Source organism: Chryseobacterium piscicola, from assembly GCF_900156685.1.
Classification (GTDB): Bacteria; Bacteroidota; Bacteroidia; order Flavobacteriales; family Weeksellaceae; genus Chryseobacterium; species Chryseobacterium piscicola.
The window spans coordinates 268,053-293,612 of the sequence record NZ_FTOJ01000002.1; the positions used below are offsets into that span (position 1 = coordinate 268,053).

Here is a 25,560-nt window from a genome sequence, read left to right on the forward strand (position 1 = left end):
TGTGGGTCTTTGCATTAAGCAAATATTTCAATTTTATATGAGTCAAAAACAATATACAGCTAGTAGTATCCAGGCACTAGAAGGCATGGAACACGTTCGACTAAGACCATCTATGTACATTGGAGATGTAGGAGTAAGAGGTCTTCATCATTTGGTTTATGAAGTAGTAGATAACTCTATTGATGAGGCTCTTGCAGGTCATTGCGATACAATTTTAGTTACAATACATAAAGGCGAGGGAATTTCTGTAAAAGATAATGGTAGAGGTATTCCTGTAGATTTACACGAAAAAGAACAAAAATCTGCTCTTGAGGTTGTAATGACCAAAATTGGAGCAGGTGGAAAGTTTGATAAAGATTCTTACAAAGTTTCTGGTGGTCTACATGGTGTAGGGGTTTCTTGTGTGAATGCACTTTCTACACTATTAATTGCAACCGTGAGCCGTGATGGTAAACTGTACCAACAAAAATATTCTGAAGGAAAAGCTTTGGCTGATGTAGCTGAAATTGGTACAACAGAAGAAAGAGGAACTGAAGTGTTCTTTCAACCGGATGGTACTATTTTCCAAGAATTGGTTTATAATTATGATACACTTGCGGCAAGAATGCGTGAGCTTTCTTTTCTGAACAAAGGAATTACCATTACATTGGTAGACGAAAGAGAAGAAAATGAAGACGGAACATTTGCTTTTGAAGTTTTCCACTCTGAAGGCGGTTTGAGAGAATTTGTAGAATTCATAGACGGAAGCCGTGAAGCAATCATGGAAAACGTAATTTTCATGGAAGGTGAAAGAGATGATATTCCTGTGGAAGTGGCAATGCGTTACAACACTTCATTTACTGAAAATCTTCATTCTTACGTTAATAATATCAATACCCATGAAGGGGGAACTCACTTAGCAGGTTTCAGACGTGCTTTGACGAGAACTCTGAAAAAATATGCTGATGATTTGGGAATTCCTGCTAAAGAAAAAGTAGAAATTACCGGAGATGATTTCCGTGAAGGTTTAACAGCAGTAATTTCTGTAAAAGTAATGGAGCCTCAGTTTGAAGGACAAACTAAGACTAAATTAGGAAACTCTGAAGTTTCTGGCGCAGTTGATAAGATTGTAGGTGAGATGTTGAGCAACTTCTTGGAAGAAAATCCAAATGAAGCTAAAATCATCGTTCAGAAAGTTGTTTTGGCTGCGAAAGCAAGACAGGCAGCGAAAAAGGCCCGCGAAATGGTTCAAAGAAAATCTCCAATGGGAGGTTCTGGTTTACCAGGAAAATTGTCTGACTGTTCATCAAAAGATCCTGCAGAATCTGAATTGTTCTTAGTAGAGGGAGACTCGGCAGGTGGAACGGCTAAACAAGGGCGTGATAGATTTTTTCAGGCAATTCTTCCTTTGAGAGGTAAAATTTTGAATGTTGAAAAATCAATGCTTCATAAAGTTTATGACAACGAAGAAATTAAAAATATTTATACAGCACTTGGTGTCTCTGTAGGTACTGAAGAAGACAGCAAAGCCTTGAATATGGCTAAGTTAAGATATCATAAAGTTGTAATCATGACCGATGCTGATATTGATGGTTCTCACATTTCTACTTTGATTCTTACATTCTTCTTCCGTTTCATGAAAGAAATGATTGAAAACGGATACATCTATATTGCACAACCTCCTTTGTATTTGCTTAAAAAAGGAAATAAAAAGGTATATGCGTACAACGAAAAAGAACGTGAGGAAATAACTTTAGAAATGGCTCCGGACGGAAAAGGTGTTGAAGTTCAGCGTTATAAGGGTCTTGGGGAAATGAATCCTGAACAACTTTGGGAAACAACCCTGAATCCGGAAAATAGAATTTTGAAACAAGTGACGATTGACAATGCAGTAGAGGCAGATTCGGTTTTCTCAATGTTGATGGGAGATGAAGTTCCGCCAAGAAGAGAATTTATTGAGAAAAATGCAAAGTATGCGAAAATAGACGCTTAATCTACGTTTCGTATTAATAAAAAGGCTGTACAAAAATTTTTGCACAGCCTTTTTTATTTTAGTATAAAAATTTTAAACAAAAAAACATACAATAATAGCTTTACTATTTGCCATTTCATCTTGTAAAAACATACAGTCTTTATGAATGGAGATTACAAGATTATGCCCTAGAAGAGTGTAAAAAGAGTAAAGAATTCAGACGGAAATTAGATTGTAATATGAATAATTTTTTGATTGTCTGTTATTAATCATAATACCAATTTTTAGCGCAAATTTCACAAAGTTTTTATTCTACTAGCCGTTTTAAAGCTCGTAAAAGCGTAGATTATGCAAAGGTTACAAATCGTTTAGGTGATGGCAGATTGCGAAAAATCAGGATAATATTCAAAATATATCAACCCTGTAACAATAAATGAAAGAAGCGTATATATTTTTTTTAACTTAAAAAATAAAATTACAATCAAAATCTGGAAATAATTTCCCATAGCAAAAGCTAAGCAATGACATTAATAAAAAAAAACTTCATATTTGAACGGTTTTTGCATTTCAATTGCAAATATAGTTTTATGAAAAAAACAATTTTAGTTTTCAACGTTGCCGTTTTTGCTTTGTTGGTATCTTGTAAGAAAGACAATAAAATAGTAAACCAAACAAAGATTCAGGATTCGGAAAAATTTGTGATAGACTCAATTTCTGTTGAAGATTCTTTAAAAATAAGTGATAAACTGAAATTAGATTACAGTTCAAAAATATTGCTTTACCCTTCAATTAAAGATAAAAATTTACTCGATAGTATTTATTTTAGTTACAAAGGAATAAGTGATTATTCTAAAAAAAACCTTAGCAATTTTTTGAATCAAGATAAGACGAAATATTTTAACGAAACTAAAACAAAATCAAAAGATTGGATTGATGATATTAGATACAACCAAACTTGGAATACGTATTTTAAAATGAGCCAAATTTCACACAAAAATGATTTTCTACAGATAGAATATTTATCGTCGGCTTACGAAGGTGGTGCTCATGATAATTACTGGTTTTCAGATAGAGTTTTTGATTTAAAAAATAAAAAGAAATTGACACTTTCGGATATTACGACAATTCCTAATGAAAAATTATCTCAGATTTTAAGAAAAAATATGGACAGAATGCACAGCGGAACTACGGATTCTAAAGGTGATGTGAAGAATTCTGAAATGCTTTTGGTAGATGTGATTGAGCCTAATGATAATTTTTATTTTGACGAAAAAAATCTATATTTTCATTACAGTCCTTACGAAATTACTGCTTTTGCAGCAGGAGACATCGTAATTCCGGTAGGCTGGCAAGAATTAAATGGAACACTGAATCCTGATTTTCAAAAAAGATTAAAAATTAAATAATTCCTACGTTACAATTTTTAAATATTTAAAATAAATCTCAAAACTTTTCAAGAAGGTATTTTTGAATTTTTTTCCTTCAATGTGAAAAAAATACCTATGAAAAATTTACTTCTTGAAGTGGTAACCATTATTTTTTCTGTTTCCTAAAAAATAATAAGCTAAAACTTCAGTAATAGAAATTCAGGACATTTTGAAAATTCAGAGAAAATACCCAAAATTGCTATAGAATCTAAGCTATAAAACCAAATTTAAAAAGAAAGTCAACATTAATTAATATTAATGCTTCCGAATCAGGAAGCATTTTTTATTTTTGTGAGATGGAAAAAGTAGCCTTTATTATTAATCCTTTTTCAGCCAAAAAAAATTATCATCCCTTTCTTAATGAGCTGAAATCTAAAGTACAAAATCCGCTGTACTATATTTCAGAATCTATTTCCGGAACGGATGAGTTTATCAAAAATAATTTTGAAAATGTTGAAATTTTTGTTGCTATTGGAGGTGACGGAACGATATCAACAGTTGCCAGCAACATCATTAATTCAGATAAAATTCTTGCTATTTTTCCTGCCGGATCAGGAAACGGTTTTTCAAACGAAACTCAATTTAGAAAAAACCTGGATGAGCTTTTAGAAAAAATTAAACTTAAAAAGTCTAGAAAAATAGATACTTTCACCGTTAACGATAAGCTTTCTATCAATGTTTCCGGAACTGGTTTTGACGGAAAAGTAGTAAAAGAATTTGAAAAAACGAGTAGAGGATTCAAGAATTATATAAAAGTTTCTTTACAAACTTTTTTTACTTACAAACCCATTAAACTTCAGTTTTTTGATGAGAAATATATTCAGTACAACGGAAGTTATTTAATGGTGAACATTGCGAATACGAGGCAATTTGGTAATAATGCTTATATAGCCCCTATGGCGAGCAAAAGTGACGGATTGGTAGAAATGGTTTTGGTGAAAAAATTTCCACTCACTTATTCGCTACTTTTTGCTTTCAGAATGTTTACTAAAAAACTGAAAGATGATGACTACATCACTTATTTGCCAATTTCAGAGATTGAATTTAGTGTAAATACAAAAAATTGGCATCTTGATGGCGAATTCAATAAGATAGACTCTCCAATTCGTATCAAGGTACAACCTTCAAGTTTAAATATTTTAATTTAAAAAAAAATAATTATTCATAGTTTGAATAATTATTTCCCTATTTTTTTGATATGTTTACTTTTTAAATTGTTAAAATTAATAAGTGAAATATTTTATTCTTTTAATCATTTCTCATTTAAACTTCGAGTTTTGCCTCAATCTCATTCGGGTGTTCAAGACAATATTTTAATTGTTCTTTATCCAGTTGTTTTTCCCAGTTTGCAACAACTACGGTTGCTACAGAATTTCCGATAACATTGGTTAGCGCTCGGCACTCGCTCATAAATTTATCAATTCCCAAGATCAAAGTCATTCCCGCAATAGGAATTTCAGGAATTACAGCTAGAGTGGCAGCTAATGTGATAAAACCAGCTCCAGTAACGCCCGCCGCGCCTTTCGAACTCAACATTGCAACCAAGAGTAGCATCAATTGTTTTTCGATTGAAAGATCAATGTTTAATGCTTGTGCAATGAATAATGATGCTAAAGTCATGTAAATATTTGTACCGTCAAGATTAAAAGAATAACCTGTAGGAACCACTAAACCCACAATTGCTCGTGAGCAACCTGCTTTTTCCATTTTTTCCATAATTCCCGGAAGTGCAGATTCTGAAGAACTAGTTCCTAAAACCAACAGTAGTTCTTCTTTCAAATAATACATTAATTTAAAGATATTAAAACCGTTGTACCAAGAGACTATTCCCAAAATTACAACTACAAAAAGTGCTGAAGTAATATAAAACGTTCCTACCAAAAAAATTAAATTTAGAACCGATGCCAAACCGTATTTGCCTATTGTAAAAGCCATTGCACCAAAGGCTCCAATAGGTGCCAATTTCATTAGCATGTGAACAATTTTGAAAATAGGAGCAGATAAAACTTGTAAAAATTCAGTTACTTTTCCGCTTTTTTCTTTTGTTAAAACCAATGCAGTACCCATCAAAATTGCCACTAAAAGCACCTGTAGAATGTTGTCTCCAATTAACGGGCTGAATAGAGTTTCGGGAATGATATTCATGATAAATCCGGTTAATGTAGTATCATGCGCTTTATTCTGATACTGAGATATATCGCCAGAAAGACTTGCCGAATCGATGTTCAGACCAGATCCTGGCTGTAATAAATTTCCAACGATAAGACCGATAATTAAGGCAAGCGTTGAAAATGTAAAAAAGTATATCATTGCCTTTACTGCAATTCTTCTTACTTTTTTTAGATCTGTCATGTGAGCAATTCCTAAGGTAAGGGTGATGAAAATAACGGGTGCAATAATCATTTTTACCAATTTGATGAAGCCGTCGCCCAAAGGTTTCATCTTTTCGCCTAGCTCAGGGAAAAATTTTCCTAGAAGAATACCCAATACAATAGCTATGATTACTTGAAAGTATAATTGCTGATAGATGTTTTTTGCTCTCAAAATTTATATTTGAAGTGAAAAATAAGAAAATTTGGATGAATAAAAATGCTTCATTTTTATTTTGTTTTTCCTTTTTAAAAGAATCCTTAAGTGGTTGATATTTTGATTATTCTACAGCAACCGAGTCATCACCTCTGCCGTCAGCAACAGCGTGTATAGTTCCATTTTCATCTACCAAAATCATTTCTGTTCTTCCTAGTTGCTCCCATCGTTCAGATTTGTAGCCTAAATTTTCGAGGTTTTTAATGGTGTACTCTGGGAAATTCTTTTCAAAAGCCACAGATTCAGGTAGCCATTGATGGTGAAACTTTGGGGTGTTCACAGCAAGATTTGCGTTCATTTTAAAATCAATAACATTCACTACAGATTGAAAAACAGATGTGGGAATTGTAGTGCCACCAGGAGTTCCTACAACCATGAATGGTTTGCCTTTTCTCATCACAATAGTGGGTGTCATCGAAGAAAGCATTCTTTTTCTTGGTTGAATTTCATTGGCTTTTCCGCCAACCGCTCCAAACATATTGGGAACACCAGGTTTTATAGAAAAATCATCCATTTCATTATTCAAGAAAAATCCTGCACCAGATACAACAACTTTACTGCCATATAAGCCATTTAAAGTAGTTGTAACGGCGGCTGCATTACCATCTTTATCAATTACAGAAATATGTGTAGTCTCGGTAGATTCTTTTGGTTGCAGAATAATTTCCCCCACTTTTGAACTAGGTGTAGCATTGCTAAAACTAAAAGATTTCCATCTGTTTTTTAAATACTCATCAGAAATCAAGTAAGAAGTTTTATCATTTATGAAACCAGGATCACCCATATATTCGGCTCTATCTGCAAAAGCTCTGCGTTCTGCTTCCACCATTATTTGTACAGCTTGAGTAGAATTTTGCTGGTATTTTTGCAAATTTTCAAAAGATGACATTTTAAGCATTTGTGCCAAAAGAATTCCTCCGCTAGAGGGAAGAGGCATAGAAATAATTTCGTTTTCTTGATATTTAAAATTCAAAGCTTTTCTTTCTACCACTTTATAGTTTTTGAGGTCTTCTAAAGTAATTATTCCATTACCTTTTTTCATTTCTTTGGTAATTAATTCAGCCGTTTTTCCTTCATAAAAACCTTTCATTCCATTTTTCTGAATCAGTTTTAACGTTTCGGCTAATTCTCTTTGTACCAAAATATCGCCTTGCTGCCAGTGTGATTTTTTTACAAAGGCAATGGTGTTTTTATTTTGCTTTTCAAAAAATGACTTGTTATCATTTAATAATCCAGCTTCTTGATAGGTAATCGCAAAACCTTGCTCGGCTATGTCTATAGCAGGCTGAATAAGTTTCTCCATCGGAAGGTTACAATATTTCAAAGTAGCAAAAAACCCGGCCACACTTCCAGGAACACCTACTGCCAATCTCCCGTTTTGGGATAAATCTGTATCCGCATTCCCTTTTTTGTCGAGATACATGTCTTTTGAAGCTTTGTTGGGAGCTGTTTCACGATAATCTAAGCTGAAATTTTCTCCAGAACTTTTTACACCAACCAGAAAACCTCCGCCTCCAATGTTTCCGGCTTGTGGATAGACAACAGCAAGAGCTAATTGTGTAGCGACAATTGCATCATAGGCATTTCCGCCCATTCTTAATATTTTAGCACCAGCTTCACTGGATAATGGATGAGCGCTTACAACAACGCCTTTCTTGTAAACTTTTACTTCTTTTATGATATTTATATCGGTGTATTGTGCTGAAAATGAGCTTCCAGCGAGCAAAATGAAATAGATTGTTTTTCTCATTTTAAAATTTTACAGTCTAAATTACAATTTTTGTTTCATGGTAGTACCTAAAATTTTTATTTTTGCTTACAGTCAACCAATAAAAAATAAAAATGGAGTCTTTTACAGAAAAAATATTGATAACAGGAGCTTTAGGGCAAATAGGAACAGAACTTACCAACCGTCTCGTAGAGATGTATGGTGCTGATAATGTGGTTGCTTCTGGTCTAGATAGATATCAAAAAGGTCTTACATCTGCTGGCCATTATGAGAGGATGGACGTTACCAATACACAGTTGGTAAGGCAAGTAATAAAAGATTATGAGATTACAACTGTTTATCATTTGGCTTCATTATTGTCTGGAACATCAGAAAAGCAGCCTGTTTTCGCTTGGAAACTAAATCTTGAACCTCTGTTGCATTTTTGTGAAATGGCAAAAGAAGGATTGCTTAAAAAGATTTTCTGGCCTAGTTCAATTGCTGTTTTCGGCAAAGGAATTCCTAAGGAAAATGTAGAGCAAGATGTTGTTTTGAATCCTACAACAGTATATGGGATTTCTAAAATGGCCGGAGAAAAATGGTGTGAATATTATTTTGATAAATATGGTGTAGATGTAAGAAGCATTCGTTATCCTGGTTTGATTTCTTGGAAAACTCCTGCAGGTGGTGGAACAACAGATTATGCTGTAGAGATTTTTTATGAAGCTTTGGAAGAAGGAAAATATACAAGTTTTATTTCTGAAAATACAGGAATGCCGATGTTGTATATGGACGATGCTATCAATGCAACTTTGAAATTGATGGATGCTCCAAAAGAAAACCTGACTGTTCGTTCTTCCTATAATTTGGGTGGAATGTCATTTACACCGAGTGAGCTAGCAGCAGGAATAAAGAAAGAAATTCCTGAATTTGAAATAGATTACAAACCAGATTTCAGACAGCAAATTGCAGATTCTTGGCCAGCTTCAATTGATGATTCTGTTGCTAAAAAAGACTGGGGATTATCTTACAATTTCGGAATTTCTGAAATGACTAAAGATATGATTAAAAACCTTAAAATAAAGCTTAATAAATAATCTTACTTAAATCAAATTTTAATAAGTAAGATGTAAACAATTGATATAATTAAATTTATATCATTTATCTAAAATTTTGTTTAATGATTTTATTAACTTTTAATATTATAAACTCTGATGCTGAATCTAATAATTCCGTAGAAATTTCTACTTCAGATAGAACAAAAATTACACAGGATAAAACAAATCTGATTTTAAAAATTTTAAATTATCACGATATTAAAGCTAGTTTTTTTATTGAAATTTCTATTATAGAAAAACTAAAAACACTCATAAAAGCAATTTCTGCTCAAGGGCATGAAATTGCTTTTTATAATGAAAATTCTACACTCACAAAGATTGAAGATATAAAAAAGCAAACCGAAGAATTGCTCCAAAAACAAATTCGCGGAATTAGGCAGAAGGAGATAAAATATCCTTTGGAAGATTTGAAATCACTGGAATTTAATTATGTTTCAAATATCGACAATTCAAATATTCTTTTTCCTTTTAAAAGATTAAAAAGAGATACAGAAATATTGGAAGATAATGGTGTGAGTATTGTGCCAGAAAGTATCTCACCATACAGCCAGCTTCCGTATAACGATTTTGTATTTCAGGCTTTACCGATGACCTATTATCAAAATATGGTTTTTGAGACGCTCAAAAGCGAAGAATTCGTTTTGATTTATATTAACTCTTGGCAATTTACAGATTTTAAAAAAAATGGCTTAAAAGTACCCTTTTATCGCCGTTACAATTCAGGAAAAAAAATGGAGGACAAATTAGATGCCCTCCTTACTTTTATCAACGAGAAGGAATTAGCAACTTCCCGGATGAAAGATTATATTTTTTAGTATAAGTAGACTTGTATACTTTATCTTGTACAACAACTTGTAAGATGTTTGTAGATACAGCATATTATCTCAAATGTCAAACTTCAAATATGAAATTTAAAATTAGGCCAATTCAAATAGCGTAATCTCGGGCAAAACACCAACTCTTCCTGGGTACGCCAAAACGCCAAATCCGCGGTTTACATAGAGTAATTTGCCTTCACTTTCATACAAATCTGCCCACTTTGGATATTTGTATTGCACAGGAGACCATTTTACATTTTTCAAATCTAAACCAAATTGCATTCCGTGTGTGTGACCAGAAAGTGTTAAGTGTACATTTCCTGGATGTTTTTTCACAATAGCATCAAAGTGAGAAGGGTCATGGCTCATTAGAATTTTTGGAGCAGATTGAGGAACATCTTTTAGGGCTTTATCTAAATCTCCATATTGTGGAAATGGCTTTAAGCCCCAATTTTCAATACCTAAAATATAAAGTTTGTCTCCGTTTTTTTCAATAATGCGGTTTTCATTTCTTAAATTTTCAAAACCAGCTTGCTTTTCGTATTCAATAAGTGTTTCAAGATTATTAATCTTCGCTTGTGGGGATTTCCAGGTTACATAGTCGCCATAATCATGATTTCCTAATGTTGCTAATTTTCCATCTTTCGCTTTAATTTTTGAAAAAAGTGGTATAAATGGTTTGAATTCTTCAGCAACATTGTTCACCATGTCGCCTGTAAACAAAACAAGATCAGGCTTTTGCTGATTAATTAAATCAATGGCATGTTGGAGTTTTTCAGGATTTGGAAAACTTCCGCTATGAACATCTGAAATCTGGATAATTTTGTATCCTTTAAAACTTTTTCCAAGTCCTGGTATTTTAATTTTTACCTTTCTCACTTTGTGTCTGAATTTCCCAAAAGTAATTCCGTCAATAAACAAAGCAGAAAGTGCGCCGCCAAGACCTAACCCTACAAGACTCAAGAACTTCCTTCTCTCAGGGAAAAAATGCTCTCCCGGTTTTGTAAAACTGAAAAAATAAGTTCCAGTGCGGAAAATATCATCTACAAGCAAAAATAAAATGACAAAAATTTTAGGTAAAATAAATATCAGAAAAAGTGAAACAGTAAGATGAAGTCGGGTAGGGTCTTTATCTGAGCGGGAAATATTGGTGAGCTCATACGCAAACAGTCCATAAACCGACAAAGTGATTGCCCAATAAGCAATTCTGATCCATAAATTATCAGTAAGCGTTCTTATAGCTTGATAAATATAGAGTTCAAGAACAAGAAAAATAGCGGTAAATATTAAAAAATTCTTCTGCATAACGTTAAAAAAAAGCACAAAAGAGAGCTCCTTTGTGCTTTATATTTTAAATTTAATAAATTTTAGGGAAATCTGTAAACAATAGCATTAATGTTCATTCCGGCACCCACCGATGTCATCACGATATTGTCTTTTTCTTTAAACGAATGACCTTCCATTTTTCCTTTAACTATTAAATCAAACATGGTAGGAATTGTGGCAACCGAAGAGTTTCCAAACTCCTGAATGGTCATTGGAGAAATAGCGTGATCGTATTCTTTGATTTCATAAAGTTTGTGAAGCCTATCTATCATGGCATAATCCATCTTTGCATTCGCCTGATGAATTAAAATTTTGTTGATATTTTCTATAGAAAGGTTTGCGTCTTCTATAGTTTCTTTAATGGCTGTAGGAACGTTTTTCAAAGCATATTCATATATCTTTCTTCCCTGCATTCTTACATAAATTCTGCTTTGGTCTGCCTCTTTGTTCAAAGAAGATCCGTTAGCTAGATAATTAAGTTCAGGGCCATTATCGCAAATGGTATTGTGAGCAATAATGCCTACATTTTCTTGTTGGGTTGCAGTAACAACTACAGCACCAGCGCCGTCTGCGAAAATCATTTTGTTTCTGTCGTAAGGATCAGTAACTCTGCTTAAAGTTTCGCTACCAATGACCAAAATGTTTTTTGCTGTACCTGCTTTGATGAAATGATTTGCTAAAATCATGGCTTCTACCCATCCTGGGCATCCAAACATCATATCGTAAGTGATGCATTTTCTGTTTTTTATACCTAATTGATTTTTAACTCTGGCTGCCATGTTGGGCATGAAATCTACATATCCATTTACAGTAACTTCGCCAAAATTACTTGCATAAATAATATAATCTAAAGTTTCCGGATCAATATTAGCATCATCAATTGCAATTTTTGCGGCTTCGTAGCCAATTTTAGAATTACTAAGGTCATCTTCAATAAATCTACGGTTCTCTATTTCTGTAATTTCTACAAATTTTGAAATCGTTTCTTCTGCGGGTTTGTCTATTTTCTGTCCGTCTTCCGCGTAGAATTCAGAATCTAAAAAAAAATCTCTTCCAACAATTCGATTGGGAAGATAAGATCCTGAGCCGATAATGATCGTATTAGGCATTATTTTGTATAATTTTTTTAAGGTTGCAAAGTTAATAATTAATATTAATAAGAAAGAATTAAAATTATTATTAAATTTGCAAAAATTGTACTTTATAACCTATGAAAAACAATCCTTCAGTAAGAGGTCTTTTAATAGCATTGGTGGCATTTGTGGGAGCCTTTGGGGTTTATTTCTTTTTTCTTGCAAAGAAAAATTATTATGTGGTAGATAATCCTACACCCAAAACATTTTATTTTAAAATAAATAATGGCTCAGAAAGTGTAATTTCTTCTGGTCAAACTGTTTCTATTGACCTTGATAAAGGGAAAAACAGTATTAAAGTTTTTGATCAGAACAAAAAATTATTGTACGATTCTGCGTTTGAAGTAAAGAAGATAAGGGGGCTTATTAACCTTGCTCATCAAGATTATTATATTAATGAGCAATATTATGGGTACAACCTAAAGAAAGATTCATTACTTTTGGCACTTGATAAGAATATCATTGACGGAAAAACCTATTATGGTGGAGCAAAGCATTTTAATAAATTATATACAGACGATTTTTATTTTAATGTAGATGAAGATTATGATAAACTAATCAAAAATATCCAAAAAGTAGAATCGCGCTCAAAGATTTTTAGAAAGCAAGATTATCTCAATTATTATAACGAATATTATAAGTTTTGACAAAAAATAACAATCAAGTAACGCCTTATAACTCTGAGGCGACAAAAAAAAGCCAAGTGGAGGATATGTTTGATAATATTGCTCCTAAATACGATTTGCTAAACCATGTTTTATCAATGAAAATTGATGTTTTATGGAGAAATACTTTGGTTAATTGGATGAAGAAAGATGCTCCATACGAAGTACTTGATGTAGCTACAGGAACAGGTGATCTCGCCATTGCTGTTGAAAAAGGAACTCAGGCGAAAGTAGTTGGTTTAGATTTATCGCAACAAATGTTAAATGTTGGCGTTATTAAAATAAAAAAACTTAAATTAGACGGAAAAATTTCTATGCAAAAAGGTGATGCAGAGAATCTTCCTTTTGAGGACAATAGATTTGATGCAGTATCCGTAGCCTTTGGCGTAAGAAATTTTGAAAACCTTAACAAAGGTTTGTCTGAACTAAGAAGAGTGGTAAAAGAAAATAAAAGTATCTATATACTAGAATTTTCTAAAGTGGAGGGGTTTTTAGCACCTTTCTACATGTTTTATTTTAAAAATATTTTACCAGCAATTGGTAGATTAGTTTCTAAAGACAACAGGGCTTACACTTATCTTCCAGATTCTGTAAATGCTTTTCCGTTCGGCGAAAAGATGAAGCAGATTCTTTTGAATACAGGATTTAAAAAAGTTGAATATAAAAAACTAAGTTTAGGTATAGCCACAATTTATAAAGCAACAAAGTAACCTATGAATAAATTTTTATTAAAAGCACTGGTTTTTGCCTCAGTAAATATTGCAGTTTTTGCAGATGCACAATTCAGAACCCGTAACAGGATGGACAAATTGGAAAGTTTTGATCAGCAAAAGGTCAGCTGGGGTTTTTACCTTAATGGTAACATGCTAGATTATCATATCACCCTGAATCCTAGATACGGGATGGATGGGAACTCCAATCTAGTTACATCAAAACCAAGTTACAGCTTTGGAGCAGGGCTTATTGGGAAACTTAGAATTAATGATTATGTTGATTTAAGATTAGAGCCAGGGCTACAATTTGGCCAAAGAGAAGTTGTTTTCAATACCCAATCTAATGATCAGTATCAAAACGGTACGTTAACCAACCCTCCTTTTACTCCACGTGGGCTTGCGGTAAAAGATACGCACAGACAGATAAAATCTACATTGGTAGATATTCCTGTTTTGGTTGAATTTCATGGTGATAGATGGTATAATTCAAGACCTTATGTAGCTGGTGGGGTAAATTATATTGTAAACTTACAATCTAATTCAGATTCTACAGAAGATAACCTTCAGCAGGTTTTCAGATCTACAACCCACAACTTTGCATGGTCTGCAGAATTGGGAGTTCAGCTTTATTTTAACAAATTCAAACTTACTCCCGCAGTAAGAGGTACATTTTTTATGAATAACGAAATTGTAGCAGATAATGCTACAACTCCTCCTTACTGGACGGCTGCAATGTCTACACTTCAGACAAGAGCAGTGATGTTTGTTCTTAAATTTGAATAATTTATTTTAATAATAATACAAGAGGTTCAGAAATGAACCTCTTTTTTTTTGTTTAAATTCTAAATATTATTGTTTTTGTTTTTGTTGCTACTTTTATTTTCCTATTTTTGTGAGAAGTTAGAATATCAACCTGAAATGCTTCAAGAACTAGAAACTCAATTTTCGGAATTGGAAAGAAAGATTCAAAATCTTCACAAAAGTTATCACAATCTTTCATTAAATTTTGCAGAATTGAATAAAGAACATTCTGAACTGAAGAAGAAATATGATGAGGAAAGAAAAAGAAGCCAGGTATTAGCAGAAGAACAGAAAAATATAAAATTGTATTCAGCAATATCAGGAAATCCTGAACACAACAGACTTATGAAAAACCATATCAATAGATTGGTGAAAGAAGTAGACTTTTGTATTGCACAGCTTCAAAACAGTGGATTGTAATGGATGTAAGAAGAATAACAATCAACATTGCAGGGAGAATTTATCCGCTGAATGTACCCGCAGCAGAAGAAGAAACACTGCGAAAAGTAGGGAAGCAAATTGAAAATATGATTAAGGATTTTGAACAAAATTTTGATGTAAGAGATAAACAAGACGCTTTAGCCATGTGTGCCCTAAAATTGGGTACAAACGCCGAAATGGTCTCTCTTGCCAACGAAAAAAATATAAAATCTGCCAGCGAAAGATTAGCCAACATCAATCAAATGCTGGGAGATTCAGGAAAGTAGAAAATTTATAGCTTTCCAAAAAAAAACTGCCTACAGTAATTCTAACACATTAAGGTAAACTCAACACTAAACAATTAATGTTCGAAAGTCTTTTCAATGGCGTGCTGCATTTCGCAGATTACAGAGAAAAGAAATCAGATCAAATCGTGGAGATTCGGAGTTTACTCTATATCACTGGATTATTGTAGGCTTTTTTATGCAAAATAGACAATTAAAACTAAAATATATATATGACAACAGCCATTATAGTAGGCATAATTTGTATAATCGTAGGAGCAGTAGTGGGAATTGTTTTTTCCACGAGTTCGCTTAATACAAAAGCTAAATTTATCTTAGATGATGCGCAGAAAAATGCAGATAATCTTATTGAAAAAGCAAACGTACAAGCCGAATCCATAAAAAAAGAAAAACACCTTCAAGCAAAAGAAAAATTCCTTGAGCTTAAATCTCAGCATGATGCAGACATCCAGTCTAGAGAAAGAAAGATGCAAGATTCTGAAAAAAGAATTAAAGATAAAGAAAATAAACTCAATGATGAACTCAGCAAAACTGGAAAACTTGAAAAGGATCTCGATAGACAAATTGCTGATTATGCAAAAAAGAATGAGATTATTGAGAAAAAACAGTTAGAATTGGATTCTGCAACCGCAAGAAAAATTGAAACATTAGAGAAAATTTCAAACTATACCGCAGATGAAGCAAAGGCTGAATTGGTAGAAACTTTAAAAGCAGAAGCTAAAACCAGAGCTCAGGCACACGTTCAGAGCATCATGGAAGAAGCGCAATTGAATGCGAAAAGTGAGGCAAGAAAAATCGTAATACAAACCATTCAAAGAATTGGAACTGAGCAAGCAATTGAGAATTCAGTATCTGTTTTTAACATAGAATCAGACGAAGTAAAAGGTAGAATTATTGGTAGAGAAGGAAGAAATATTCGTGCCTTGGAAGCAATGACGGGTGTTGAAATCATCGTAGATGATACTCCGGAAGCTATTCTTTTATCATGTTTCGATCCTGTAAGAAGAGAAATTGCAAGACTTTCGCTCCATAGATTGGTAACAGATGGGAGAATTCACCCTGCAAGAATCGAAGAGGTGGTAGAGAAAACTAAGAAAATGATTGAAGAAGAGATCATTGAAGTAGGTAAAAGAACCATCATCGATCTTGGAATCCATGGTTTACACCCAGAATTGGTAAAAATCGTTGGTAGAATGAAATACCGTTCGTCTTACGGGCAAAACCTTCTTCAGCACTCAAGAGAAGTAGCAAACATTGCTGCGACGATGGCTGCAGAATTAGGATTAAATGTGAAAATGGCCAAAAGAGCGGGTCTTTTACACGATATAGGTAAAGTTCCTGAGCAGGAATCTGAACTTCCACATGCACTTCTAGGAATGCAATGGGCTGAAAAATATGGAGAAAATCCTGAAGTAGTGAATGCTATTGGTGCTCACCACGACGAAGTTGAAATGACCTCTTTATTGTCTCCTATTATTCAGGTTGCAGATGCTATTTCTGGAGCAAGACCAGGCGCTAGAAGACAAGTTTTAGAATCTTATATTCAAAGATTAAAAGATCTTGAAGCTGCGGCATTGAGTTTCGAAGGAGTTTCTTCTGCATACGCAATTCAGGCAGGTAGAGAATTGAGAGTAATGGTAGAAAGTGGAAGAGTAAACGACGAGCAGTCTGCGCAGCTTTCCTACGATATTTCAGAGAAAATTCAAAATGAATTGACATATCCTGGACAAGTGAGAGTAACAGTAATACGAGAAACAAGAGCTGTAAATATCGCAAGATAATTTTTAGTTTTAAAATATTTTTAAAAACCCTTTCAAGCAATTGAAAGGGTTTTGTTTATATAAGCTTTTATAAAAACTTCGGAAACTGTGATTGAACGAGTTTACAAAAATGGTTTCATCTCTTTCTCGATCTGCGTTCTCAGTTCCATCAGGCGTTTAGCATATATTTCTTGCTGTTTTTCTTCTTCCGTTTCAGGAATCCATCTTGGTACAGGGAGCTTTTTGCCATTTTCATCTACAGCCACAAAAACGATGATGCAGTGTGTTTTCTTATCAAAAGTAGGTTGCTTTAAATTTCTTGAAAAAACATTAATTGAAATATGCATACTAGAAGAACCTGTGAAAATTACTTGTGCTTCAACTTTCACAATTTCGCCAATCTTAATTGGTTCATAAAAACGAATTCCGCCTACGTAAACAGTTACAGAATAATTTCCGCTCCAAGTAGTTGCACAAGCATATCCGGCTTGGTCTATCCATTTCATTACACTCCCTCCATGTACATTTCCACCATAATTAACGTCTGAAGGTTCAGAAATAAACTGAAAAGTTACTGGTTTATTGTCCATTTGTCATAAAATTTTATTAAAGGTATCTATTTATTCTTAAAATCGTATATTAAATCATACTTTTGAAGATTGAAAACTGAAGGGGTTTTCATTTAACCATTAGAAAATGTAAAACTCTCAATGAAAAAAGTATTTTATCTTAATACATGTGACACTTGCAGAAAAATTATAGGACAATTTAATCTTAAAGAATGGGAACTTAGAGAAATCAAAAAAGAACCTATTACTAAAGAAGAAGTAGAAGCGATGTATGAACATACAAAGTCTTACGAAGATTTGTTCAGTAAAAAATCTACTCAGATTAAATTGAGAGAGATAGATTTAAAAACTTTAACTGAAGATGATTATAAAGAATTACTTTTAGATCATTATACATTTTTGAAACGTCCGGTTTTCCTTACAGATAAAGAAATTTTTATCGGAAGTGACAAGGCAAATGTTACCAGTTTAAAAGATTATTTCAGAGCAGATTAATTTTATCTAAAAAAAGTCTTTTTGTATAATTAAACCTTATAGATTATAAAATCTTTGAGGTTTTTTTGTTTTATAATGGTAATGGATGCTCCGTATTTTTTAAACGTATTTCAATTTTTTGTAAATCAATAGGATTTTCCAGTGAGATCAAAAACAGCTGCTTTTTAATTACTTTTTTGTGATATAGATATTTTTTTTCAATTATAATCAATTAGTGATTAAAGCAATGTGTTTTTTACTTTAATTATAAACCAATGCCGTAAAACAAAAAATAATTGCCGGAAGTCACAAAGCAAGTGTTTTGCAACCCAACAAGCTTCTGTAACTTAATAAAAAAAGGTTTGAAACGAAATCGTGTTTTAGCCCGGATAGAAGCGGCATCCTTTTTTGTGGCAGACGGATCCCGAAACTTCGGGAGGAGACTGCTGCAAAAAAGATACAGCGTATAGCCGGATGAGCTCCTAAAAAAACAACCGCCTCATCATTTCTGATAAGGCGGCTGTTTCTGTACAATATATTTTACCGACTAAACAAAAGGCATTTTTACCACTTTAGCGGGAATGTTTTTATTTCTTACCTGAATAAAAATTTCAGTACCCAATTTGAAATGAGGTTTGTCTACATAAGCGATACCCAAGCCAATTTTTTTCATCGGCGATTGGGTTCCAGAAGTAACTTTTCCAATAACATTTCCTTCTGCATCTACTACAGGATAATCGTGTCTAGGAACGCCTTTATCTGTTAATTCAAAACCAACTAATTTTCTTGAAACACCTTCTTCCTTCTGTTTTGCGAAAATCTCTTTAGAAACAAAATCTTTATCGAATTTTGTAATCCAACCTAATCCAGCTTCGATTGGTGATGTGGTATCGTCTATATCCATTCCGTAAAGACAGAACCCTTTTTCAAGTCTTAAAGTGTCTCTAGCAGCTAATCCGCAAGGGATAATTCCTTCTTCTGCACCAGCTTCTATGATGGCGTCCCAAAGTTTCTCGGCATACTGATTGTTAAAATAAATTTCGAAACCGCCGCTTCCAGTATAACCTGTATTTGAAATGATCACATCGCTCACGCCTGCTACAGCACCCACAGTAAAGTTATAATAAGGAATCTCAGAAAGTTGTGTTTCTGTGATTTTCTGAAGAATTTCAGTTGCCTTGGGACCTTGTACTGCTAATAGAGACATTTCGTTTGACGCATTGGTCATTTTTGCTCCGAAAGTATTGTATTTTGAGATATGATCCCAGTCTTTGTCTATGTTTGAAGCATTTACCACCACAAAATATTTCTCATCATCCATTTTATAAACAATTAAATCGTCTACAATTCCTCCGTTTTCGTTCGGAAGGCAAGAATATTGTGCTTTTCCATTTTCAAGAGCATTTACGTTGTTGGTGGTAACGTACTGCAACAAATCTTTTGCGCCAGCTCCCTCAATGAAAAACTGTCCCATGTGAGAAACGTCAAACAAACCTGCTTTTTCTCTTACTGCAAAATGTTCGTCTGTTACTCCGGAATATTGTACAGGCATCTCAAAGCCTGCAAAAGGTACTATTTTCGCTCCTAGAGAAACGTGTTTGTCGTACAATGCTGTTTTTTTCATGTTTAATTTTTTTATTTCTATTTTTTTATTTTAAAACTTGCAAAAGATTCTTCGAAAAGCAGTTTATAATTTCCGTTCCAATGTTTCTTTTGGCAATTGATGCTTAAAAGAAACAAATTTTTGTTTTTCTGATACACTTTTGTAATCCAAAAAAGATTTTCTTTTTCATCAAAATAATCATACTGATATTCTGAATATCCTTTTTGGGAGCCTTTCTTTTTTACTTTTTTCTCATCATCCGTAGAATTGTATAATGCTAAAATAAATTTTTTCACTTCATCTTTCGGCAAATCTAGATCATGGTATTCTGAAATAGTAATTGCGCCAATCTGGTTGTTTGGAAATATATTAACAATATCTTCATCTTTGGTGGCTTTCCATAAATCTGGTTTAGAAATTGAATAATTTTCGCTTTCGTAAAGCTCAGTCCGTAATTTTTGAGAAAACGAAAAGACGCTCAATAAAATTGTCGTTATCAAAAATGATTTTTTCATACCTATGTGTTTATTATAGAGCTTATAATTGTGTTTAAAATTGATGTTTATATTCTTCCAAAATGATTTTAAACCATTCGGTAAATTGTTCAGGTTGTTCAGAAATTTCTTGATCTAAATTTTTGAGTGAAACGTAGCGGATTTCTTCCACTTCGTCTTTATTTAAATTAAACTCTGAATTGTATTGTCCAATAAAAACATGGTCGAGTTCGTGCTCCCAAAGCCCGCTTCCGACGTCTGCTTTGTATATAAAATGAAATTTTTCTGAGATTTGAGTTTCAATTCCTAATTCCTCCATCAATCTTCTATTTGCTCCTTCAAGATATGTTTCATCTATCCTTGGGTGCGAACAAACAGCATTTGTCCATTGGTTGGGAGAGTGGTATTTCTTTGAAGCACGCTTCTGCAAAAGCATTTCACCTTTTTCGTTAAATAAAAAAACCGAAAAAGCACGGTGTAGCAAACCATTGATATGAGCCTGCTGTTTTTCCATTAAGCCTAAGACTTTATCTTCGGGATTTACTAATATTACGAATTCTTCCATTCCTACAAATTTAAGTTTTAATCGTGATTTTGTAAAATAATTGTTTGAAATTTTTAATATTTATGAAATATTGGCTTTTTTTTAAATAAAATTCGCCAACTAATTTTGTGAAAAATGCAATAAAATGATTTGTTTTGATTATTTAAAATGTTTTTACTGTTAAAATTTTAACATAAACTAAGTTTAACATCACTCCTTAACCAATAATGATTAACTTTGCACTTTAAAAATTTAAATGATGGAATTAGATTATATTGAGCATATAAGCCCGATTTTGAAAGACGGAATAAAAAATTATCTTATTGATATCGATGGAACTATTACCGAAGATGTTCCCAACGAAGAACCAGAAAGAATGGTTACATGCGAGCCTTTTCCAGATGCATTAGCAACTGTAAATAAATGGTATGATGAAGGACACCAAATTTGTTTTTTTACTTCAAGAACAGAGAATTTAAAACAAATTACTATCGATTGGCTAGATAAACACGGTTTCAAATACCATAGCGTTTTGTGTGGTAAACCAAGAGGTGGGAATTATCACTGGATTGATAATCACTTGGTAAGAGCTACAAGATATAAAGGAAAATTTACAGATATGGTTGAAAAACAAGTAACCATTGAAGTTTTTAAAGATTAAAATCTAATTAAAGATTTAAAAGTTGAATAAATGAAGCTAAAATGACTTGCATTTTTTAATTTTTAAATCTTTCAATTTTTAAATAATAAATCATATTTATGAAAGTTTTAGCAAACGACGGTTTAGATCAATCTGGAATTGATGCATTAACAGAAAAAGGCTTCGAAGTAATTACAACAAAAATTCCTCAGGAATTTCTTTTAGATTACATCAACGAGCACAAGATCCGTACAGTTTTAGTAAGAAGTGCAACACAGATAAGAAAAGATATTATAGACAATTGCCCTTCATTGGAAATCATTGGTAGAGGTGGAGTAGGTATGGATAATATTGATGTAGAATATGCAAGAGAAAAAGGTATCCATGTGATCAATACTCCTTCCGCATCTTCAGAATCGGTAGCAGAATTGGTTTTTGCTCATTTGTTTTCGGGTGCAAGATTTTTGCAGGATTCCAATAGGAAAATGCCTTTGGTAGGAGATACAGAATTTGCTTCGCTAAAAAAAGCATACGCTGCAGGTATAGAATTAAAGGGAAAAACCATTGGTATCGTAGGGATGGGACGTATCGGCCAAGAAGTTGCCAAAATAGCATTAGGTCTTGGTATGAGAGTAATTGCGGCTGATAATATGATTGGGAAAGCAAGTATTAAAGTAACTTTCTACAACAAGCAGTTTATTAATGTTGATATTGAAACCGAACCATTGCAGGAAGTTTTGAAGCATTCAGATTTTATCACGCTTCACGTTCCAGCTCAAAAAGAGGGGTATATGATTGGAAAATCTGAGTTTGAAATGATGAAAGACGGTGTAGCTGTTGTGAACTGCTCAAGAGGTGGAGTAATTGATGAAACTGCCTTACTAGAAGCTTTGAATTCGGGAAAAGTGAGGTTTGCAGGTTTGGATGTTTTCGTCAATGAGCCAACGCCATCAAAAGAGATTATCACACATTCTAAAATATCCGTAACTCCGCATACTGGTGCTTCAACGCTGGAAGCTCAGGATAGAATTGGCCTTTCTTTGGCAGAGCAAATTACAAGTATTTTGCAAATTCAGTAAAATAGTAGATTATTATCATAAAAAAATCCGCCAGAAGACAATATTCTGGCGGATTTGTATTTATAAAAATACACTTATTTATTCTTCAACTCATCACGAATCTCAGCAAGTAATTGCTCTGTAGCAGTTGGCGCCGCAGGTGCTGCAGGAGCTTCTACTTCAGCTTTTCTCATTCTGTTGATGGTTTTTACAAGCATGAAAACAATCAATGCAAGAAGTGCGAAATTAATTGCAACTGTAATGAAGTTTCCATAAGCAAAAATTGCAGCATCCGGAGCAAGTTCTTTTGCTTTTGCTAGCGTAGATCCTGCAGGAATATTTTCTGCCCCTTTACCCATTGCAAAATAAATACTGCTAAAGTCTGGTTTTCCAACAATAGCTGCAACGATTGGCATCACTAAGTCATCAATCACGCTCGTTACAATTTTACCGAATGCACCACCAATGATTACACCCACCGCTAGATCAAAAGCATTGCCTTTAATAGCGAATTCCTTAAATTCTTTAATAAATCCCATAGTTTTATTTTTTTTTAATTGTTTTCCACAAAAGTATCATTTATAAATAATAAATCTTGAATGTTTTGTATGTTTTTTTGATGTAAATTATTAATAATTTGAAATAATTATAGTTATATTTATTAAAAATCAATGTTAATGAAAATTTTCACAACAGATGCTATAAAAAAAGCAGATGCAGTTACAATTGAAAAAGAACCTATTTCATCTGTTAATTTAATAGAAAGAGCTGCGGAAAGTAGTGCCTACTGGATCTATTTAAACTGTAAAAACTATACCCGATTTACAATTTTCTGCGGTCCCGGAAAAAATGGGAGCGAGGGTTTTGCCATTGCAAGAATGTTGTACCTTAAAGGTTTTGATGTTGATGTATTTATTGATAAATCAAAGTCTAAGCTTTCTGATGATGCTTTGCTTAATTTTAAAAGATTACAAGATTTTTCTGGAATTACAATTTATGATTTTGTAGAAATTGACCAATATAATTTTGAAAAAACAGTTTTAGTTGATGCGCTTTTCGGAGTCGGTTTATCGCAAAATTTAGAAGTAATTTATAAAGATGTAATTCAAAAATTAAATTTAAAAAAGAATCCTAAAATCTCTATTGATATTCCTTCCGGTTTGTTTGCAAACCACCTGAATGAAGAAAATGATATTATTTTTAAAACGGATTATACATTGACGTTCCAGTTTTGGAAAAAGAGTTTTCTTCATCCAGAAACCGGGATTTATTCTGGGGAAGTTGTGGTTTTAGATATAAAATTAAATCAGGAATTTATTGATAAAACCGAAACTTTTGATTTTGTGATTGATGATGATTTAATTTTAAAAATATTTAAACCAAGAGAAAATTTTGCACACAAAGGAATATATGGCAAAGCAATTATTGTCGGCGGAAGTTACGGTAAAATGGGTGCAGCGGTTTTGGCTACAAAATCTGCTATGAGAACGGGTTCGGGTTTAACTTTTGTACTTGCTCCAAATTGCGGTTATACAGTTCTTCAAACGACCTGTCCCGAAGCTATTTTTATTGAAGGTTGCGAAAAAAAGATTATTCAAATTGAGGAACAAGAAAATGCAGTGTATGGAATTGGTCCTGGCTTAGGAACAGAGAAAGAAACGGAAAAAGGTTTGTTTAAATTCCTTAAAAACCATCAAAAACCATTGGTTTTAGATGCCGATGCTTTAAATATGATTTCTAAAGATGAAAGTTATTTAAAAATTATTCCAAAACACTCAATCATAACACCACATCCCAAAGAATTTGAAAGACTTTTCGGTAAAACGGAGAACTCATTTGAAAGGTTAGATTTAGCCAAAAGAAAAGCAAAGGAATTAGAAATTATCATTGTTTTAAAAGATCATTATACGCAAGTAGTGACTTCTGAAGGTTTGGCTTTTTACAATGTTACTGGAAATTCTGGTTTAGCAAAAGGCGGAAGTGGAGATATTCTCACAGGAATTTTAACTTCACTTTTAGCTCAACAATATCCTTCCTTGGAAGCTGCACTATTGGGAGTTTGGCTTCATGGAAAAGCTGCAGATTTCGCTTTCGAAAAGTATTCAAGAGAAGCAATGCAACCCACAGATGTAATCAACGAAATCGGAAATGTTTTTCTTAGTTTAAACAAAAAAGCCACAACTAAATTGTGACTTTCTTAAAATTTATTTTATAGTAAACCTTATAGATAAACGTTTACTCTGGTTTTGCGTTTTCAGCTTCTGTAATTCTGAAATTTTTAGAATACAGCATAATTACAACTCCTGCAATCATAAACGGGATGGATAGCACTTGCCCTGTATTTAAGCTTCCTATTGAAATATATTCTTTGCCTTGTGGCTCTTTTAAAAACTCTACAAAAAATCTAATTGCCCAAAGAATGATGAAGAATAATCCGAATAACCAGCCTTGCTGATATTTTTTGTCTGTTTTTCTATATAAAATCCAAAGCAAAATAAATAATAAAACATAGCCAGCAGCTTCAAAAAGTTGCCCAGGATATCTTGGAACAGTAATACCGTATTCATCACTCATCTGAGGGAAAAGAACTGCAAAAGGAGAATTTGGATCAACTTGTTTACCGATAATTTCAGAATTAAAAAAATTTCCTAATCTTACAAATGCACCACCCAAAGAAACAACAATTCCCAATCTGTCATACACCCAGAAAGGATTTTTTTTGATGATTTTAAATGAATAATAAAGTGTTGTGAAAATTAAAGCAATCGTTGCACCATGGCTTGCTAAACCTGAAAAACCGGTGAATTCTAATTCAGGTTTGGTTTTTATAGGAAGAAATACACTCAGAAAATCTTCTGTAAAAAGCTCTCTCTGATAAAAAATAACGTGACCTAATCTAGCGCCCAAAATAGTACCTAATAATGTCCATGTGAAAAGTGGATCGAGATATTTTTGGTTAACATGATCAATATCAAATATTTTCTTCATTAAAATAAACCCGAAACCGAATGCGAAAACAAACATTAAACTGTAATAGTGCAGTGTAAAAGATCCTATTTTGAGTCCCACAGAAGGATCCCAGATTTTATATTCAGTACTCAAAGAAGTTTGATCGGCATCTGTAATTGGTTTCGAAGATTTTAAGATGTATTTAAAGTCTTCTCTATTCTGAGTAGGTTTGAAATCTTTATTTAAAAATTGATAACCATTTTTTTGAAGAATGGTAAAAGAATTATCATAAAATTGTTCCCATCCGTTTTTTGATTCCAGGTTGGCTTTGTTAACGATAATTAAGCTGTTTGAGGTGTTTTTTCCTGCAAAATCAGCAAAAGTTTTTGCATCAGTTGTTGAAAAAACCTTTACCGGAACAGATTGGTTGTTCACCACCAGATTGGCATCAGAAATTCCTTCCGAATAACTTTGTGCAAAGATATTCTGAACAAAAAA

The 25,560-nt window shown here is 33.1% G+C and carries 25 protein-coding genes; 15 read left to right on the forward strand and 10 right to left on the reverse strand.

Going from position 1 to position 25,560, the window contains the following annotated elements:
- The first annotated feature begins 37 nt into the window (after positions 1-37).
- From gyrB to BW939_RS05230, 3 genes are all read left to right on the forward strand, one after another.
- On the forward strand, positions 38-1,972 hold the full coding sequence (gene gyrB / locus BW939_RS05220) for a DNA topoisomerase (ATP-hydrolyzing) subunit B (RefSeq protein WP_076450535.1): 1,935 nt from the start codon (positions 38-40) through the stop codon (positions 1,970-1,972).
- Positions 1,973-2,538: 566 nt separating this feature from the next.
- On the forward strand, positions 2,539-3,357 hold the full coding sequence (locus BW939_RS05225) for an RsiV family protein (RefSeq protein ID WP_076450536.1): 819 nt from the start codon (positions 2,539-2,541) through the stop codon (positions 3,355-3,357).
- A 317-nt stretch (positions 3,358-3,674) separates the two neighbouring features.
- Positions 3,675-4,526: a diacylglycerol/lipid kinase family protein gene (locus BW939_RS05230; protein WP_076450538.1), complete on the forward strand. Its 852-nt coding sequence runs from the start codon at positions 3,675-3,677 to the stop codon at positions 4,524-4,526.
- Between the two features lie 115 nt (positions 4,527-4,641).
- On the opposite strand, the gene BW939_RS05235 is transcribed toward BW939_RS05230, so the two are convergent.
- On the reverse strand, positions 4,642-5,922 hold the full coding sequence (locus BW939_RS05235) for a dicarboxylate/amino acid:cation symporter (RefSeq protein ID WP_076450539.1): 1,281 nt from the start codon (positions 5,920-5,922) through the stop codon (positions 4,642-4,644).
- Between the two features lie 106 nt (positions 5,923-6,028).
- Positions 6,029-7,714, reverse strand: coding sequence for a gamma-glutamyltransferase (gene ggt, locus BW939_RS05240; protein ID WP_076450541.1), 1,686 nt, complete (start codon positions 7,712-7,714; stop codon positions 6,029-6,031).
- Positions 7,715-7,806: 92 nt separating this feature from the next.
- On the opposite strand from ggt, the gene BW939_RS05245 reads away from it, so the two are divergent.
- Together BW939_RS05245 and BW939_RS05250 are read left to right on the forward strand one after the other, a co-directional pair.
- Positions 7,807-8,769 (forward strand): NAD-dependent epimerase/dehydratase family protein, encoded by a 963-nt coding sequence (locus BW939_RS05245; protein WP_076450543.1) that lies wholly within the window; start codon positions 7,807-7,809, stop codon positions 8,767-8,769.
- An 83-nt stretch (positions 8,770-8,852) separates the two neighbouring features.
- Positions 8,853-9,605, forward strand: coding sequence for a polysaccharide deacetylase family protein (locus BW939_RS05250; protein ID WP_076450544.1), 753 nt, complete (start codon positions 8,853-8,855; stop codon positions 9,603-9,605).
- Positions 9,606-9,707: 102 nt separating this feature from the next.
- Here the strand turns inward: BW939_RS05250 and BW939_RS05255 are convergent, their stop codons facing one another.
- Positions 9,708-10,913, reverse strand: coding sequence for a metallophosphoesterase (locus tag BW939_RS05255; RefSeq protein ID WP_076450546.1), 1,206 nt, complete (start codon positions 10,911-10,913; stop codon positions 9,708-9,710).
- A gap of 62 nt (positions 10,914-10,975) precedes the next feature.
- Positions 10,976-12,043, reverse strand: coding sequence for a 3-oxoacyl-ACP synthase III family protein (locus BW939_RS05260; RefSeq protein ID WP_076450548.1), 1,068 nt, complete (start codon positions 12,041-12,043; stop codon positions 10,976-10,978).
- Between the two features lie 101 nt (positions 12,044-12,144).
- On the opposite strand from BW939_RS05260, the gene BW939_RS05265 reads away from it, so the two are divergent.
- From BW939_RS05265 to rny, 6 genes are all read left to right on the forward strand, one after another.
- A complete protein-coding gene (locus BW939_RS05265) occupies positions 12,145-12,714 on the forward strand; it encodes a hypothetical protein (RefSeq protein ID WP_076450550.1) in 570 nt (189 codons plus the stop codon).
- Positions 12,711-13,442, forward strand: a complete 732-nt coding sequence (gene ubiE / locus BW939_RS05270) for a bifunctional demethylmenaquinone methyltransferase/2-methoxy-6-polyprenyl-1,4-benzoquinol methylase UbiE (protein WP_076450551.1) — start codon at positions 12,711-12,713, stop codon at positions 13,440-13,442. The genes BW939_RS05265 and ubiE overlap by 4 nt, the downstream gene beginning before the upstream one ends.
- A gap of 3 nt (positions 13,443-13,445) precedes the next feature.
- Positions 13,446-14,228 carry a type IX secretion/gliding motility protein PorT/SprT gene (gene porT, locus BW939_RS05275; RefSeq protein ID WP_076450553.1) on the forward strand — a complete coding sequence of 261 codons (783 nt, stop codon included), beginning with the start codon at positions 13,446-13,448 and terminating at the stop codon, positions 14,226-14,228.
- A 135-nt stretch (positions 14,229-14,363) separates the two neighbouring features.
- A complete protein-coding gene (locus BW939_RS05280) occupies positions 14,364-14,666 on the forward strand; it encodes a hypothetical protein (protein WP_076450554.1) in 303 nt (100 codons plus the stop codon).
- A complete protein-coding gene (locus BW939_RS05285; protein ID WP_076450556.1) occupies positions 14,666-14,953 on the forward strand; it encodes a cell division protein ZapA in 288 nt (95 codons plus the stop codon). Before BW939_RS05280 ends, BW939_RS05285 begins: the two co-directional genes overlap by 1 nt.
- Positions 14,954-15,183: 230 nt before the next feature.
- The gene (rny, locus tag BW939_RS05290; protein ID WP_076450557.1) at positions 15,184-16,752 is read left to right on the forward strand and encodes a ribonuclease Y; all 1,569 of its coding nucleotides are present in this window, start codon (positions 15,184-15,186) and stop codon (positions 16,750-16,752) included.
- A gap of 101 nt (positions 16,753-16,853) precedes the next feature.
- Here the strand turns inward: rny and BW939_RS05295 are convergent, their stop codons facing one another.
- Positions 16,854-17,321, reverse strand: coding sequence for an acyl-CoA thioesterase (locus BW939_RS05295; protein WP_076450559.1), 468 nt, complete (start codon positions 17,319-17,321; stop codon positions 16,854-16,856).
- Between the two features lie 120 nt (positions 17,322-17,441).
- On the opposite strand from BW939_RS05295, the gene BW939_RS05300 reads away from it, so the two are divergent.
- Positions 17,442-17,795: an arsenate reductase family protein gene (locus BW939_RS05300; RefSeq protein ID WP_076450560.1), complete on the forward strand. Its 354-nt coding sequence runs from the start codon at positions 17,442-17,444 to the stop codon at positions 17,793-17,795.
- A gap of 526 nt (positions 17,796-18,321) precedes the next feature.
- On the opposite strand, the gene gcvT is transcribed toward BW939_RS05300, so the two are convergent.
- The 3 genes from gcvT to idi are packed head-to-tail and all read right to left on the reverse strand — an operon-like array spanning position 18,322 to position 20,436.
- A complete protein-coding gene (gene gcvT / locus BW939_RS05305; RefSeq protein WP_076450562.1) occupies positions 18,322-19,398 on the reverse strand; it encodes a glycine cleavage system aminomethyltransferase GcvT in 1,077 nt (358 codons plus the stop codon).
- A 17-nt stretch (positions 19,399-19,415) separates the two neighbouring features.
- Positions 19,416-19,892, reverse strand: a complete 477-nt coding sequence (locus BW939_RS05310) for a hypothetical protein (protein WP_076450564.1) — start codon at positions 19,890-19,892, stop codon at positions 19,416-19,418.
- A 34-nt stretch (positions 19,893-19,926) separates the two neighbouring features.
- Complete coding sequence (gene idi / locus BW939_RS05315) at positions 19,927-20,436, reverse strand: isopentenyl-diphosphate Delta-isomerase (protein ID WP_076450565.1); 510 nt, start codon at positions 20,434-20,436, stop codon at positions 19,927-19,929.
- Between the two features lie 235 nt (positions 20,437-20,671).
- On the opposite strand from idi, the gene BW939_RS05320 reads away from it, so the two are divergent.
- Both BW939_RS05320 and BW939_RS05325 read left to right on the forward strand, forming a co-directional pair.
- On the forward strand, positions 20,672-21,076 hold the full coding sequence (locus BW939_RS05320) for an LNS2 domain-containing protein (protein ID WP_394333831.1): 405 nt from the start codon (positions 20,672-20,674) through the stop codon (positions 21,074-21,076).
- Positions 21,077-21,174: 98 nt separating this feature from the next.
- The gene (locus BW939_RS05325) at positions 21,175-22,134 is read left to right on the forward strand and encodes a D-2-hydroxyacid dehydrogenase (RefSeq protein WP_076450569.1); all 960 of its coding nucleotides are present in this window, start codon (positions 21,175-21,177) and stop codon (positions 22,132-22,134) included.
- 74 nt (positions 22,135-22,208) lie between these two features.
- Here the strand turns inward: BW939_RS05325 and mscL are convergent, their stop codons facing one another.
- Positions 22,209-22,652, reverse strand: a complete 444-nt coding sequence (gene mscL / locus BW939_RS05330) for a large conductance mechanosensitive channel protein MscL (protein ID WP_076450570.1) — start codon at positions 22,650-22,652, stop codon at positions 22,209-22,211.
- A gap of 138 nt (positions 22,653-22,790) precedes the next feature.
- Here mscL and BW939_RS05335 point away from each other — a divergent pair, with 138 nt between their 5' ends.
- Complete coding sequence (locus tag BW939_RS05335) at positions 22,791-24,305, forward strand: bifunctional ADP-dependent NAD(P)H-hydrate dehydratase/NAD(P)H-hydrate epimerase (protein WP_076450838.1); 1,515 nt, start codon at positions 22,791-22,793, stop codon at positions 24,303-24,305.
- A 43-nt stretch (positions 24,306-24,348) separates the two neighbouring features.
- On the opposite strand, the gene lgt is transcribed toward BW939_RS05335, so the two are convergent.
- Positions 24,349-25,215: a prolipoprotein diacylglyceryl transferase gene (gene lgt, locus BW939_RS05340; protein WP_076450839.1), complete on the reverse strand. Its 867-nt coding sequence runs from the start codon at positions 25,213-25,215 to the stop codon at positions 24,349-24,351.
- Between the last annotated feature and the right edge of the window lie 345 nt (positions 25,216-25,560).

Excerpts from the sequence above, each read along its gene's own strand:
- gyrB (WP_076450535.1), top strand. The coding sequence starts at position 38 with ATGAGTCAAAAACAATATACAGCTAGTAGTATCCAGGCACTAGAAGGC.
- BW939_RS05225 (WP_076450536.1), top strand. The coding sequence starts at position 2,539 with ATGAAAAAAACAATTTTAGTTTTCAACGTTGCCGTTTTTGCTTTGTTG.
- BW939_RS05230 (WP_076450538.1), top strand. The coding sequence starts at position 3,675 with ATGGAAAAAGTAGCCTTTATTATTAATCCTTTTTCAGCCAAAAAAAAT.
- ggt (WP_076450541.1), bottom strand. The coding sequence starts at position 7,714 with ATGAGAAAAACAATCTATTTCATTTTGCTCGCTGGAAGCTCATTTTCA.
- BW939_RS05245 (WP_076450543.1), top strand. The coding sequence starts at position 7,807 with ATGGAGTCTTTTACAGAAAAAATATTGATAACAGGAGCTTTAGGGCAA.
- BW939_RS05250 (WP_076450544.1), top strand. The coding sequence starts at position 8,853 with ATGATTTTATTAACTTTTAATATTATAAACTCTGATGCTGAATCTAAT.
- BW939_RS05255 (WP_076450546.1), bottom strand. The coding sequence starts at position 10,913 with ATGCAGAAGAATTTTTTAATATTTACCGCTATTTTTCTTGTTCTTGAA.
- BW939_RS05260 (WP_076450548.1), bottom strand. The coding sequence starts at position 12,043 with ATGCCTAATACGATCATTATCGGCTCAGGATCTTATCTTCCCAATCGA.
- BW939_RS05265 (WP_076450550.1), top strand. The coding sequence starts at position 12,145 with ATGAAAAACAATCCTTCAGTAAGAGGTCTTTTAATAGCATTGGTGGCA.
- porT (WP_076450553.1), top strand. The coding sequence starts at position 13,446 with ATGAATAAATTTTTATTAAAAGCACTGGTTTTTGCCTCAGTAAATATT.
- BW939_RS05280 (WP_076450554.1), top strand. The coding sequence starts at position 14,364 with ATGCTTCAAGAACTAGAAACTCAATTTTCGGAATTGGAAAGAAAGATT.
- BW939_RS05285 (WP_076450556.1), top strand. The coding sequence starts at position 14,666 with ATGGATGTAAGAAGAATAACAATCAACATTGCAGGGAGAATTTATCCG.
- rny (WP_076450557.1), top strand. The coding sequence starts at position 15,184 with ATGACAACAGCCATTATAGTAGGCATAATTTGTATAATCGTAGGAGCA.
- BW939_RS05295 (WP_076450559.1), bottom strand. The coding sequence starts at position 17,321 with ATGGACAATAAACCAGTAACTTTTCAGTTTATTTCTGAACCTTCAGAC.
- BW939_RS05300 (WP_076450560.1), top strand. The coding sequence starts at position 17,442 with ATGAAAAAAGTATTTTATCTTAATACATGTGACACTTGCAGAAAAATT.
- gcvT (WP_076450562.1), bottom strand. The coding sequence starts at position 19,398 with ATGAAAAAAACAGCATTGTACGACAAACACGTTTCTCTAGGAGCGAAA.
- BW939_RS05310 (WP_076450564.1), bottom strand. The coding sequence starts at position 19,892 with ATGAAAAAATCATTTTTGATAACGACAATTTTATTGAGCGTCTTTTCG.
- idi (WP_076450565.1), bottom strand. The coding sequence starts at position 20,436 with ATGGAAGAATTCGTAATATTAGTAAATCCCGAAGATAAAGTCTTAGGC.
- BW939_RS05320 (WP_394333831.1), top strand. The coding sequence starts at position 20,672 with ATGATGGAATTAGATTATATTGAGCATATAAGCCCGATTTTGAAAGAC.
- BW939_RS05325 (WP_076450569.1), top strand. The coding sequence starts at position 21,175 with ATGAAAGTTTTAGCAAACGACGGTTTAGATCAATCTGGAATTGATGCA.
- mscL (WP_076450570.1), bottom strand. The coding sequence starts at position 22,652 with ATGGGATTTATTAAAGAATTTAAGGAATTCGCTATTAAAGGCAATGCT.
- BW939_RS05335 (WP_076450838.1), top strand. The coding sequence starts at position 22,791 with ATGAAAATTTTCACAACAGATGCTATAAAAAAAGCAGATGCAGTTACA.